Source organism: Hyphomicrobium sp. CS1BSMeth3, from assembly GCF_900117415.1.
Taxonomy (GTDB): Bacteria; Pseudomonadota; Alphaproteobacteria; order Rhizobiales; family Hyphomicrobiaceae.
Genome location: NZ_FPEI01000006.1, coordinates 2,605,868 through 2,618,214 on the forward strand (window position 1 = coordinate 2,605,868; position 12,347 = coordinate 2,618,214).

Annotated in this window: 10 protein-coding genes; 4 read left to right on the top strand and 6 right to left on the bottom strand. The window is 65.8% G+C overall.

Translation table 11 applies throughout. The features are described 5' to 3' along the window. Positions 1–125: 125 nt before the first annotated feature. The 5 genes from CS1BSM3_RS27105 to CS1BSM3_RS27130 form a co-directional block, all read right to left on the bottom strand. Complete coding sequence (locus CS1BSM3_RS27105; protein ID WP_210188835.1) at positions 126–917, bottom strand: DUF3750 domain-containing protein; 792 nt, start codon at positions 915–917, stop codon at positions 126–128. Positions 918–957: 40 nt separating this feature from the next. Further along, entirely contained in the window at positions 958–2,556 is a 1,599-nt protein-coding gene (locus CS1BSM3_RS27835) for a thermonuclease family protein (RefSeq protein WP_143149375.1), read from the bottom strand. Between the two features lie 292 nt (positions 2,557–2,848). After that, entirely contained in the window at positions 2,849–3,412 is a 564-nt protein-coding gene (locus CS1BSM3_RS27115; protein WP_143149376.1) for a methyltransferase domain-containing protein, read from the bottom strand. A 333-nt stretch (positions 3,413–3,745) separates the two neighbouring features. Beyond that, the gene (locus tag CS1BSM3_RS27125) at positions 3,746–4,186 is read right to left on the bottom strand and encodes an acyl-CoA thioesterase (protein ID WP_083528935.1); all 441 of its coding nucleotides are present in this window, start codon (positions 4,184–4,186) and stop codon (positions 3,746–3,748) included. A gap of 37 nt (positions 4,187–4,223) precedes the next feature. After that, the gene (locus tag CS1BSM3_RS27130) at positions 4,224–4,997 is read right to left on the bottom strand and encodes a 2-keto-4-pentenoate hydratase (RefSeq protein ID WP_072393487.1); all 774 of its coding nucleotides are present in this window, start codon (positions 4,995–4,997) and stop codon (positions 4,224–4,226) included. 187 nt (positions 4,998–5,184) lie between these two features. On the opposite strand from CS1BSM3_RS27130, the gene htpG reads away from it, so the two are divergent. Both htpG and CS1BSM3_RS27140 read left to right on the top strand, forming a co-directional pair. After that, positions 5,185–7,095, top strand: a complete 1,911-nt coding sequence (htpG, locus tag CS1BSM3_RS27135; protein ID WP_072393490.1) for a molecular chaperone HtpG — start codon at positions 5,185–5,187, stop codon at positions 7,093–7,095. Then, positions 7,092–9,167, top strand: coding sequence for a M3 family metallopeptidase (locus CS1BSM3_RS27140; RefSeq protein WP_072393493.1), 2,076 nt, complete (start codon positions 7,092–7,094; stop codon positions 9,165–9,167). Before htpG ends, CS1BSM3_RS27140 begins: the two co-directional genes overlap by 4 nt. A 267-nt stretch (positions 9,168–9,434) precedes the next feature. Here the strand turns inward: CS1BSM3_RS27140 and tsaD are convergent, their stop codons facing one another. After that, a complete protein-coding gene (gene tsaD / locus CS1BSM3_RS27145; protein WP_072393496.1) occupies positions 9,435–10,517 on the bottom strand; it encodes a tRNA (adenosine(37)-N6)-threonylcarbamoyltransferase complex transferase subunit TsaD in 1,083 nt (360 codons plus the stop codon). Between the two features lie 128 nt (positions 10,518–10,645). Between tsaD and hemC the strand changes: the two genes are divergently transcribed. Together hemC and CS1BSM3_RS27155 are read left to right on the top strand one after the other, a co-directional pair. Next, positions 10,646–11,575, top strand: coding sequence for a hydroxymethylbilane synthase (hemC, locus tag CS1BSM3_RS27150; protein WP_072394687.1), 930 nt, complete (start codon positions 10,646–10,648; stop codon positions 11,573–11,575). Continuing rightward, positions 11,575–12,324, top strand: coding sequence for a uroporphyrinogen-III synthase (locus tag CS1BSM3_RS27155; RefSeq protein WP_072393498.1), 750 nt, complete (start codon positions 11,575–11,577; stop codon positions 12,322–12,324). The genes hemC and CS1BSM3_RS27155 overlap by 1 nt, the downstream gene beginning before the upstream one ends. The last annotated feature ends 23 nt before the right edge of the window (positions 12,325–12,347 follow it).

A 12,347-nucleotide genomic window follows, 5' to 3' on the forward strand; every position in this document is an offset into this window, starting at 1 on the left:
GACCTACCGTGAGAGTGGGCGCAAAATATACACCTCGAATTATAAGGTCAACACCCTTGGACAACGATTTTGTCGCGGGGGCCCGAAGTTAAAGAAATGCGCCGTTTATGGGCATTTCTCGGCGCTCAGGGAACGCCGATGCGTCCCCATCCGGGGAGCTTGAGGGCCGGACGGCGAATATCGATGCCTGCAACCGCCCCCATGAACAGGAACTCGACACCCTCGACCCAGCCGACGGTGAACCCGATGAGGCCCCTCACGAGAAACTGCACGCCCGTGCGGCTCGGCGTAAGGCCCACATACACGGGAGCTTCTGTGAAATCCTTGCCGATGGCGGTCGGGAGCAGGCCGGGAGCCAGTGCCGGAACCTCGCGGGCGAGGTAGCCGATGAAGGTATTCGAGTTCGGCCCCGGCCACGCCTTGTAGCTGCCGGCATTCGAGAAGGGATACGCGGCGACGGCCCGCTCGATTGCCGCAATGGCCTCGGCGGCCTCCGGCCCCCTGACCGACGCCACGACGGAGGGCGAATTGCTGTACCAGTGGCTATCGGGCGGAAGATGGTCCGTTCGAACGGGCCGCCCCCATCCGACGACGTCATAGCGCGTATAGCGAGGGGCGCCGGCCGCCTTGGTCACGATCCAGGTGTGATGCGCGAAGATGCCTTTCCAGCCGCCTGTCCGCCCGGCCAGCAGGTAGACCGCGGGCTCGGGATCGGCCGCCGCAGGCTTCAGAATGCCCGTGGGAGCCCAGTTCGCGTCGCGCCAATTCCAGGCGGTGTTCGTCGCCACCCACCATGCTGCGTGGGTCACCAGGGGGATGAGGAACAGGAACAGCAGCACTTTGAGCATCTGTCTCACCAACCGTCGAACCGAGCGCCGCTTGGGTTTCTTCAGCGCTGCTGGAATGGCGTCAGACATGGGAACTCCGAAACGCACCTACGCACGGGCCGAGGCCTGCCTATCCGTCGATCTCCGCCCTCGCGAAACCTGCTGCCTTGGCCTCATCCTCGCTGCAGAACCAGCGTTCGCCGCGTGCCGAGACGACCCGAAGCCTCACGTAGGTCGGCGACCAGGGCAGGTGGTAGGTTTTGATGGTATCGCCGCGCCGGCCTGCGACCTTGCCCTTGATCGGACAGCCTTGCGGCGCCTTGGTCTTGGCCTCGTTCCACATGCGCTGGCGCCACTCGGCTGGCCGTTCCGGCGAGGCGGGGCCGCTCCAGAGGCCGGCCTTGGCCTGTTGCGCCTGGGCTTGCGCGCTCCGATAACGGGCCATCATCCCGCTCTCGGCGAGGACGTGGCCACCTTCGACCAGGGTATTGGCGAGGTCCGTGCCGCCGGCTGTGCAGGTCGCGCGCCAAGCACCCTCACCGATCTTCCCGTTCGGCTCGCAACGCACCTGGCGCCCCGCGACGAGACGCGTCAGCGCGGTGTGCGCCGCTTCCCCGCAGCGCCAGACGCGACTGTCCGAGCGCGCGCAGGTCTGGTCGCGCTCAGGTGCCTCGATGCCTTCGAGGCGGACGGTCTGCTGGCCAATGCGCAGCGTGTCGCCGCCTGCCGCGAAGGCGCGCCCGACGATCGGCGGCTCCGAGGCCTTGAAGGGCACGAAGCTCGAGAGCGACATCGTCGGCAGGCTGATGCTGGGCGCTGAAGGCGTCAGGCTGGCCGGCCAGAGCCAGAGTGCAGCCAGCACGGCCGCCGCCATCGCGCCGCCGCCGACCACAATATGCCCGATCCGCGGCGGAATGCGCTGGAAGGGTGCGGCGAGGCTCGTAAACACCGTCGCGCCAACGCCGTAGCGCAGGCGAGGCGTGAGGCCGGCCAGCAGGCAGACCGCACCAATGGCCAGGATCAGCACCGCCTCGCGATCGAGGCTCCCGGTCAGGAGCGGACGCGCGAGGCCCGACAGCAGCGCGACGCCTCCGGCCAGCATCAGTGGCCCCGAAACGCCCGGCCTGCCCAGGAAATCGAGGAACGGACGGCTCGCAACTGCGAGGCCGCCACCGGCAATCCGGCTCAAGGCGGCAAGATTGCCGCCCGTCCAGGCGGCGCTGCCAACGCCGGCACGGCCGAGCCAGCCACCCGCCGCGCGCAAGCCCGAACCCGCGGCCACACTGCCGACCCGGAGGCCCTGCCCCGATGCCGACGATGCCCGCCGGATGCCGCTGGCCGAGGCAATGGAAGCGCGGCGAATGCCCTGCGCGGACACCGCGGAAAGGCGCCGAATGCCGCGCCCGGAAGCCGCCAGAAACTGCCGCGAGCCGACTGCCGAGGCCGCCAACGCCCGCTTGATCCCATGCCCTGAGGCCACGAGTCCCATGCGCACGCCACGCTTGGACGCAGCCGAAGCCCGACGCGCGCCATCGCCGGCAGCCTGCGCACCCTTGCGCCCGAGGCGAGCCGCCTCCTCGGCGGCACGAATGGCCCCGTCCTGCGCCGAGCGCTTGATCTCCTCCGCCCGCTCGCGGCGCTGCTCACGCCGGATCGCGATCGTCGTCTTGACGTACTTGTGCCACTCGAAGCCTTCGCTCTTGCGGCGCCAGGGCCAGCGTACGGCCATGCGGGTGCCCCTCTCGTGTCCCGATCCCGAAGTTCGCCCGACCATCACACGGGCAGCCAATCGGGCCGGGTTAGCGCCGGTACGCGGCCGCGCAAAGCGCAGTCGCCCCGCTGCCGGCGCGCGAATCGCATGTGCATCTCGATGCGAGCAAAACATGGCCCGAGCGCGGCGCCAAGGCTCGCGGAAATTGTCCTGTTATCAATCTGTGCGCAGACTTCGTGACTAGGGGCGAGCGAGGATCCATGCCGAAGCATGTCTCCGACATGACCTCGCGCTCCTCACCCGAGACGCGTCATCGCGTCCTGTGCACTTGCCCTCTGAGCGCGGTTCTTCCGTCACTATCCGTTAAGAGCTTCGCAAGGATCACATTCAAATTGAGCGTGCAGTACTTCTCTAGACCGGGAATGCGCGCGGCGCGCGCAATCAACTTGCCCTTGAACGAGGTCACGTAATTGGTGCGAAGATCGACAATAGTCAAACCGGACTCCTCGAACATCCGCCTGTAATCATCGATCGTATGTTGGTTCAGGTCGAGGTGCATCCAGTCCCGTGGCGCGTGATATTCGCGGCCGTGCATCCTACTCAGCTTCTTGAGTGCGTAGGATCTGAGCATGAGATGCCCCCATGGCCAAATGATTCGAGGCCACCCGGGAAGCATCTCTCTTAGCCACCCGTGATCACCGTCGGGCGCATGGTACAGCGGCCCGAATCCGATATATACTTTGCCGCCCGGCTTCAGGCGCCGGCGCACCTCAGCCAGAAGACCGGGAACGTCCATGACGTGCTCGAGGGTGTTCTCGGAAACGACGACGTCGAATTCCCGGGGGGGTAGTTTTCGATGTACCCGGTCCAGAATTCGACCTTGTCATAGAACTGGTTGTTTTTGTGCCGCTGCCGCGCAATTTCGCTATCGACAGCCGACGGATCTATGCCGAGCACGCGCTCCGCGCCGCGGGAGGCCATCTCGAGGACGCGCGCCCCCTTACCGCTTCCGATCTCGACGATTGTTTGGCCGGTAAAGGAGGGGCACTCGTCAAATCCGAACCCCCGCCAAAATGGCTGCTCTTCCCGCATAATATCTGCCTTCCGGGCGTTAACAATTGCACAGCCCAATTGAAATCAGCCTACGTCGTATTGCTGCCAGCGTGGAGTGTCACCGAAATTCATTCAAAATAGTTAGAGAGTCGCCCTAATTCGCGATCGCCGCCTCGATCAAGGTGCGTAGCATCCCCGAGGGCGCAATTGATGTGCGTGTCTCCATGTCGAAGAAAACATTCACGCATTCCGCCGTCGCGACACAGGCGTCACCGACGAAGACGCCGTAACCCGTCGTGATCGAACGGTTGCCGAGCTTGATGAAGCGCGAGCCCACCTCGACCGTACCGGGGTAGAAGATCTCGCGGCGGAAATCGATCGCCGCCCGCGCCAGCACGAAGTCGATCCGCGCATCCGTTTGGGCTTGCTGCATGAGCTTGTAGTAGAGATCGCAGCGCCCCGCCTCGATGTACGAGGCGATCGATACGTTGTTGACGTGGCCGAGCTTGTCGGTGTCGCAGAAGCGGACCGTCACCGGCGTGAAAAGCTCGAAGGTTGCGCGCCGGGTCAGGTCTTTCACAGTTCCGTGTTGCATGTCTCGCTGATCATCCTGCTGTTTTGTTTTTCTTCGATTATGCGCCCGTCGCCCGCACGCTGCCGATCCCGTCGATCGCGAAGTCGAAGGTCTCGCCGACCGCGATCGGCAGTGTCGGAATGAGGCTCCCGGTGATCACGACCTGTCCCGCGGCGAGCGGCTTGCCGCGCGAAGCCGCGAGGTTGGCGATCCATGCGAGCGCGCCCATGGGATCGTCCGTCTTGCCGCTGTGCTTCCCGGAGCCCGTGGTCAGGTTGCCTGCGAGGCCATTGAGATCGAGGCTTGCAGGCACTTTCACCGGCGCGCCGAGCACGATGCCGGCATTCCACGCGTTGTCGCAGATCAAGGAGTGCGCCTTGGACGACTTGTAGTCCGCATTGCGGTCCTCGATCAGCTCGAAGGCGGGCATGACCTCGGCGACGGCCGCGCGCACTTCGTCACGCGTGTAGGGCGTGGCGCGCGGCTCGAAGGTCTTGCCGACGCGCACGGCGAGCTCGCATTCCATGACCACGTGCATGTGATCGGCGAGCCGGATGGTCGCGGGCGATTGATGTATGCGCTTCGAATAGATCACGCCGCCGCAAGGATGATCGATGCCCATGAGCGCCTGCATGACCTTGGTGGTCGTCGCGATTTTGAGCCCGCCAACCTCGCCATAGAGAGGCGTCCACAAGGTGCGTAGCGCCTCCTGGGCCGCATAAGCCTCGTCGATCGTCTTCGGCGCAATGTCCTCGGGAAGGTTAGCGAAGGGTGCGCGCGTACGATGGGCCTCGGCAATAAAGCGGGCGGCAGCGGCGGGATCGAAGGGCATGGCGGACCTCGCGAGGCTCAATGGAGGGCTGAAAAACGGCAGCCACCCTAACCTGCTGAAGCCCGCCGGCAAACCCGCTTTGCAGCCCAGGCCCTCCGGCAACGGACGACCACAGGGCTTGAACGGCTGCCGATACGCGCTTTATCAGAGGCAGCCCAAGTTTGAGGAAAACAGGAGAATTGCCGCGATGAGCACCGACAGCCCGTCGCCCGCGACGCCACGCCCCTTCCAGGCCGAGGTATCGCGCCTGCTGCACCTCATGGTGCACTCGGTCTACACCGAGAAGGACGTGTTTCTGCGCGAGCTGATCTCGAATGCGTCGGACGCCTGCGACAAGCTCCGCTACGAGGCCATCGCGCGGCCCGAGTTGATCGGCGACGATGCGCGCCTCGCCATCCGCATCGAGACCGACAAGGAAGCCGGCCGGCTCGTCATTGCCGACAACGGCATTGGCATGAACGACGCGGAGCTCGCCGAGAACCTCGGCACGATCGCCCGCTCGGGCACGCGTGCCTTCCTCGAGCGGCTCGGCAAGGAGGGCGAGGGCTCGGCCCTCATCGGCCAGTTCGGCGTGGGCTTCTACGCGGCCTTCATGGTTGCAGATCATATCGAGGTCGTGAGCCGCAAGGCCGGCGAGGACGCCGCGTGGCTCTGGACGTCCGATGGCGCGAGCGGCTTCACGATCGCGCCAGCCTCCGAAACGGACGCCGCGAAAGTGCCGCGCGGCACGCGCATCACGCTGCATCTCAAGGACGACAGCCGCACTTTCCTCGATGACTACGAGATCGAGCGGATCGTCAAAACCTACTCCGATCACATACTCTTCCCCATCGAGCTGATCGGCGCGGATGGCGCAGCCAAGCAGCTCAATTCCGCGAGCGCGCTCTGGCAGCGCTCGAAGAGCGAGGTGAAGCCGGACGAATACACCGAAGTTTATCGCAGTCTCTCTGGCCAGCTCGATCAGCCGGCCCTGACCGTCCACTACAAGGCCGAAGGCCGGCAATCCTATGCGGCGCTCCTGTTCGTGCCGACGCAACGGCCGTTCGACCTTTTCGATGTCGAGCGCAAGGGGCGCGTGAAGCTCTACGTCAAGCGCGTGTTCATCACCGAGGATGCAGCCCTTCTGCCGGGTTATCTGCGCTTTGTGCGTGGCGTGATCGACTCCGAGGATGTGCCGCTCAATATCAGCCGTGAAATGCTGCAGAACAATCCGGCCGTGACGCAGATCCGCCGCGCCGTGACCACCAAGGTCATCAGCGAGCTGGAGACCTTCGCGAACAAGGAGCCGGAGAAGTTCACACAGATCTGGGAGACGTTCGGGCAGGTCCTCAAAGAGGGCATTTACGAAGACTTCGAACGCCGCGATCAGCTCCTGAAGCTCGCGCGCTTCCGCTCGACGGCCGGTGACGGCTGGCGATCGCTCGGCGAGTACGTCGCGGCCATGCGCGAAGGTCAGACCGAGATCTACTATCTCGTCGGCGAAAGCCTCGATCGCCTGAAGTCGAGCCCGCAGCTCGAGGCGGCGAAGGAGCGCGGCGTCGAGGTGCTGCTGCTCGCCGACCCGGTCGATGCCTTCTGGACGACGGCCATGCCGAAGTTCGCGGACAAAGCCATGAAGTCGCTCTCGCAGGGTGATGTGGATCTTTCTGCGGTTCCGCTGAAGGAAGAAGCCGCAAAGCCGAAGGCGGATGCGCCGAAGGACGTCGGCGATCTCATTTCATCGCTGAAAGCCGCGCTCGGCGACGAGGTCGATGATGTGAAGGTTTCGCAGCGCCTCGTCAGCTCGCCGGCGTGCCTCGTCGCGACCGCGCACGGCCCGGACCGCACGCTCGAACGGATGCTCCAGCGCCAGCAGCGCGGCATCAACGTGAAGCCGATCCTGGAGATCAATCCCGGCCATCCGCTGATTGCGGCCATCGACCGCGCGCGTCTCGCCACGGACCAGATCGTGGTGGATGATCTCGCGCACCTGCTGCTCGATCAGGCCCGCATTGTCGAAGGCGAACTGCCGACCGATCCGGCGCGTTTCACCGAGCGGCTGAACCGCTATCTGGTAGCCGGCCTCGCGGTACAGAACACAGAAGGCAGACCCGCATGAGCGATCAAAAGGCGAAAGCCGCAGGCGCGAGCACGGTGCGCAACCCATTGCTCGCCAAATGGAGGACGCCGTTCGAGCTTCCACCCTTCGAGAAGATCAGACCGGCGCACTTCCGCCCGGCCATCGACAAGGCCATCGAGACGCACAAGGCCGAGGTCGAGAAGATCTTCTCGAATACGGCGGCGCCGAATTTCGCCAATACGGTCGCGGCCATGGAGAAGGCGGGCGCAGACCTCACACGCGTGCTGCGCGTGTTCTACAATCTCACGAGCGCCGACACGAACCCCGAGCTGCAGGCCATCGAGCGCGAGATCGCGCCGATCCTCTCGCAGCACCACACGGCGATCGCGCTCGATCCGCGCTTCTTTGCGCGCGTCGATTCCATCTACTCGCGCAGCAAGCGCATGAAGCTCGATGACGAGCAGCGCCGCGTGCTCGAACGCACGCACACGAGCCTCGTGCGGTCCGGTGCTCGCCTCGACGAGCCGTCGAAGAAGCGCATGGCCGAGATCAATGCGCGGCTCGCAACGCTCGGCACGACGTTCGGCCAGAACGTGCTCGCCGATGAGCAGGCCTACAAGCTCGTGCTCGAAACCGAGGCCGATCTCGCGGGCCTGCCGGATTTCGTGCGCGCAGCCGCCAAGCGCGCCGGCAATGACCTCGGCCACCCGGGCAAGCACGTGATCACGCTCGCGCGTTCGAGCATCGAGAGCTTCCTGCAGTTCTCGACGCGGCGCGACTTGCGCGAGATTGCTTTCGCGGCCTGGATCAAGCGCGGCGAGGGCGGCGGCGAGCACGACAATCGCGCGGTCGCAACCGAGATCCTCGCGCTCCGCGCCGAGCGCGCGCATCTTCTCGGTTTCCAGACGTTCGCGAAGTTCCGCCTGGAAGATGCCATGGCGAAGACGCCGGAAGCCGTGCGCGGCCTCTTGGACGAAGTCTGGACCGCCGCCGTCAGGAAGGCCGGCGAAGAGCGCGACATGCTCCAGCGCATGGTCGACCAGGAGGGCGGCAACTTCCAGGTCGAGGCCTGGGACTGGCGCCACTACGCCGAGAAAGTGCGCAAGGCCGAGTTCGATCTCGACGAAGGCGAGATCAAGCCCTACCTGCAGCTCGACCGCATCATCGAAGCTTCATTCGATACCGCGACGCGCCTCTTCGGCCTCAGCTTCGAGGAGCGCGCCGACCTGCCGAAGTATCATCCCGACGCGCGCACCTGGGAAGTGAAGCGCGCCGACGGCACGCACGCCGGTGTGTTCATCGGCGACTATTTCGCGCGGCCCTCGAAGCGCTCGGGCGCCTGGATGAGCGCCTTCCGCAGCCAGCAGCGCCTGCGCGGCGATATTCACCCCGTCATCGTCAACGTGCTCAACTTCGCGCGCGGCGCCGACGGCGAGCCGACGTTGCTGAGCTTCACCGACGCGCGCACGCTCTTCCACGAGTTCGGCCACGCCCTGCACGGGCTCATGTCCGACGTGACCTATCCCTCGATTGCCGGCACGGCCGTCTCGACGGATTTCGTGGAGCTGCCCTCGCAGCTCTACGAGCATTGGCTCGACGAGCGCGCGGTGCTGCAGCGCTTCGCCCGCCATCACAAGACGAACGCGCCGATCCCCGATGCGCTCATCGATCGCCTCGATGCGGCGAACAAGTTCAACCAGGGTTTCGCCACCGTCGAGTACGTCTCCTCGGCACTCGCGGACATGGAGCTGCATGCGCTCGAGAAGTTCGACGGCTTCGATCTTTCGCGCTTCGAGGCCGACATGCTGAAGCGTATCGGCATGCCCCGCGAGATCGTCATGCGCCACCGCCTGCCGCACTTCGCGCACATCTTCTCGGGCGGCGGCTACGCGGCCGGCTATTACAGCTACATGTGGTCCGAGGTCATGGACGCCGATGCCTTCGAGGCCTTCGAGGAAACCGGCAACGCCTTCGATCCGGCGACGGCCAAGAAGCTCGCCGAGTTCATCTACTCGGCCGGAAATCGGCGCGATCCGGTGGAGGCGTACACCGCATTCCGCGGGCGCCTGCCGACCTCGCACGCCATGCTGAAGAACCGAGGGCTTATTTGAGTGCCGCGGGCTGCTGGGAAGGGGTGCTGCCGCCTCAACCTGTGGTGCCATGCCCGCGGCGGCCACAGCGATAGCGCTCCCGAACCCCGTCCTTTATGGACTGGGAGCGCGCCGCGAGCACGTCATCATCCCCTCTCCCCGCCCTTGCGGGGAGAGGGTTAGGGTGAGGGGCGGCGGCAAACGCCAACGTTTCAGCAAGCTCCCGCCCCTCATCCCGACCTTCTCCCCGCAAGGACGGGGAGAAGGGGAAGTAGCTCGCGAAGCAAGTCAAGCCTTCGTCCCGAGGCGTCCCGAGCCGATGACGGGCGTCGCATCCGCATCGAGCGGCCAGCGGGCGCGCGCGGCGAAGTCGAGTGCGCTCGTGTCGTGACGCGCGAGATGCTCGGCGCCGGCCCACGCGACCATGGCGGCATTATCGGTGCAGAGCGCGATCGGCGGGATGGAAAGGCGCACACCTTCCCGCGATGCAAGATCACTCAGCCCAGCGCGCAGGCGCTGATTGGCCGCAACGCCACCAGCAACCACGAGCACATCCACCGCAGCGCGATTGCGCGCAATGCGAAGCGCCGTGCGCGTGCGATCAACGACGGTCGCGACCACGGCCTGCTCGAAGGATGCGCAGAGATCGGCAATGGCCTGATCATCGAGCGGCGCTGCTGCCTGCGCGGCATGGCGCACGGCCGTCTTGAGACCGGCGAACGAGAAATGCGGCTCGGCACGCCCCAACATCGGTCGCGGCAGGGCGAAGCGATCGGCACGGCCGCTACGCGCGGCCTTCTCGACGGACGGCCCGCCGGGCTGCGGCAGGCCGAGCAGCTTCGCCGTCTTGTCGAAAGCCTCGCCGAGCGCGTCATCGATCGTCGTGCCGAGGCGGACGTACTGCCCGACGTCCTCGATGAGCAGCAGTTGCGTATGCCCGCCGGATACGAGCAGGAGGACGTAGGGCGGTTTCAGCCCCTCGGTCAGACCGGCCGTCAGCGCGTGAGCCTCGAGATGGTTCACGGCGATCAGTGGCAGGCCGTGCACGAGCGCGATGGCTTTCGCTGCCGTCAAACCGACCAGCAGACCACCGATCAGTCCCGGCCCCGCCGTCGCCGCCACGCCCGAAAGATCATCGAAGCCGATGCCCGCCTCGCTGAGCGCCGATGCGATAATCTCGTCCAGGCATTCGACGTGAGCCCGCGCGGCGATTTCGGGGACCACACCGCCATAGGGCCGGTGTTGCTCCCACTGGGAGCGGACGACACTCGAGAGTATGCTGCCCTGGCCGTCGGCAGTGCGCGCGACCACGGCTGCGGCCGTTTCGTCGCAGCTCGTCTCGATCCCGAGAACGATTGGGGTCCGCCCCACTTGGAGTTCCGAAATACTGGCCACGTACGCCTGCTGATGGAAGCATTTGCATCGCGCCCCGCAGCCGGGCATAGACTGCCGGCGCGGCGCTCCTGGTGGGCGCTGCGGTAGCATCGACCGAGGACATCTTGCAACAACCGCGGCTCCGCATCGGCACCCGTGGCTCGGGTCTGGCGCTCGCCCAGGCCCACGAAGTCCAGCGCCGGCTGATGGCCGCCCATGGCTTCGCGGAAGCTGAAATCGAGATCGTCGTCATCCGCACGAGCGGCGACCGCATCCAGGATCGCCCCCTCAGCGAGGCCGGCGGCAAGGGGCTCTTCACGAAGGAGATCGAGGAGGGGCTGCTCGACAAGAGCATCGATCTCGCTGTCCATTCCATGAAGGACATGCCGACGGTTCTGCCGGAGGGCCTGACCATTGCCGCCATGCTCCCGCGCGAGGACGTGCGCGATGCCTTCATCAGCGTGAAGTGGGCCTCCATCGACGCGCTGCCGCAGGGCGCGGTTGTCGGCTCGTCATCGCTGCGGCGTCAGGCACAGCTCCGACGCCTCAGACCCGATCTCCAGGTCATCACCTATCGCGGCAATGTCGAGACGCGCTTGAAGAAGCTCGCCGATGGCGTTGTCGATGCGACGCTGCTCGCCGTTGCAGGGCTCAAGCGCCTCGGGCTCGCGGATCGCATCACGGCCGTGATCCCGGATGATGCCATGCTGCCGGCCGTGGCGCAGGGCGCGATCGGCATCGAATGCCGCTTTGACGATGAGGATACGACAGCGTTGCTCGCGCCGCTCAATGATGCTGCGACATCTCTCTGCGTCACGGCGGAGCGCGCCTTCCTCAATCGGCTGGAAGGCTCGTGCCGGACGCCCATTGCCGGGCTCGGCAGGCTCGATGGCGGCACATTCACCTTCCGCGGCGAGATCCTGACGCCCGACGGCCGCGAGCATCACGCGACGAGCCGCAGCGGTGCCCCGGCCGCCGCCGTCCAACTGGCGACCGAGGCGGCCGAGGAGCTGCTCTCGCGCGCCGGCCCGGACTTCTTCGGAGCCCACGGCTGATGCTTTTTCTGGTGACCCGGCCGGAGCCCGAGAGCACGAAGCTCAAGGGGCTCATCGAGGAGCTCGGCCACGAGGCCGTCGCCGAGCCGCTCATGGAAGCCGAGCTGATGCCGGAGGCCATCGACGATCTCGAGGGCGTCACGGCGCTCATCGCGACCAGCCGGAACGCGCTTCGGGCCCTCTCGCAGTCCCCCTATCTGCATGATGCCGTCGCCATTCCGCTGTTTGCGGTCGGCCGGGGCACGGCCGAGGAGGCACGCCACCTCGGGTTCGAGCGGATTGCCATCGGCCCCGGCTCGGTCACCGGCTTTGCGGCGGCGATCGCCGGCACACTCGACCCGGCCGACGGGTTGATCCTGCATCTCGCGGGGGATGTCCTGGCCGGCGACCTGGCCGGCGAGCTCCAGGAGCTTGGATTTCGCGTGCTGCAACCCGTCGTCTATCGTATGAAGGCGGCGGAGGCCTTGAGCGACGGTACAAGGGAGGCGATCGGCGAGGGCGCGGTCGACGGTGTGGTGCTGATGTCGCCGCGCACGGCGCGCATCTATGCCGGCCTGATCAAGCGGCACGGGCTCACCGACGCCGCCGCGGAGATGGTCCACGTCTGCCTCTCGGACGCCGTTGCCCGGAGTCTCTCAGCCCTCGGGGATGTGCCGATCGAGGTGGCGGAAGCGCCATCGCTGAACGCAATTCTCGAAGTGATCCAGCAGGTTGGCGACCGATTGGACGACAAGCATTTACCCTTGTGACTTAAGGACAATTCTCAAGCGCA

What these genes read in the sequence shown, in the direction of transcription:
- CS1BSM3_RS27105 (WP_210188835.1), bottom strand. Translation starts at nt 917, where the DNA reads ATGTCTGACGCCATTCCAGCAGCGCTGAAGAAACCCAAGCGGCGCTCG.
- CS1BSM3_RS27835 (WP_143149375.1), bottom strand. Translation starts at nt 2,556, where the DNA reads ATGGCCGTACGCTGGCCCTGGCGCCGCAAGAGCGAAGGCTTCGAGTGG.
- CS1BSM3_RS27125 (WP_083528935.1), bottom strand. Translation starts at nt 4,186, where the DNA reads ATGCAACACGGAACTGTGAAAGACCTGACCCGGCGCGCAACCTTCGAG.
- CS1BSM3_RS27130 (WP_072393487.1), bottom strand. Translation starts at nt 4,997, where the DNA reads ATGCCCTTCGATCCCGCCGCTGCCGCCCGCTTTATTGCCGAGGCCCAT.
- htpG (WP_072393490.1), top strand. Translation starts at nt 5,185, where the DNA reads ATGAGCACCGACAGCCCGTCGCCCGCGACGCCACGCCCCTTCCAGGCC.
- CS1BSM3_RS27140 (WP_072393493.1), top strand. Translation starts at nt 7,092, where the DNA reads ATGAGCGATCAAAAGGCGAAAGCCGCAGGCGCGAGCACGGTGCGCAAC.
- CS1BSM3_RS27155 (WP_072393498.1), top strand. Translation starts at nt 11,575, where the DNA reads ATGCTTTTTCTGGTGACCCGGCCGGAGCCCGAGAGCACGAAGCTCAAG.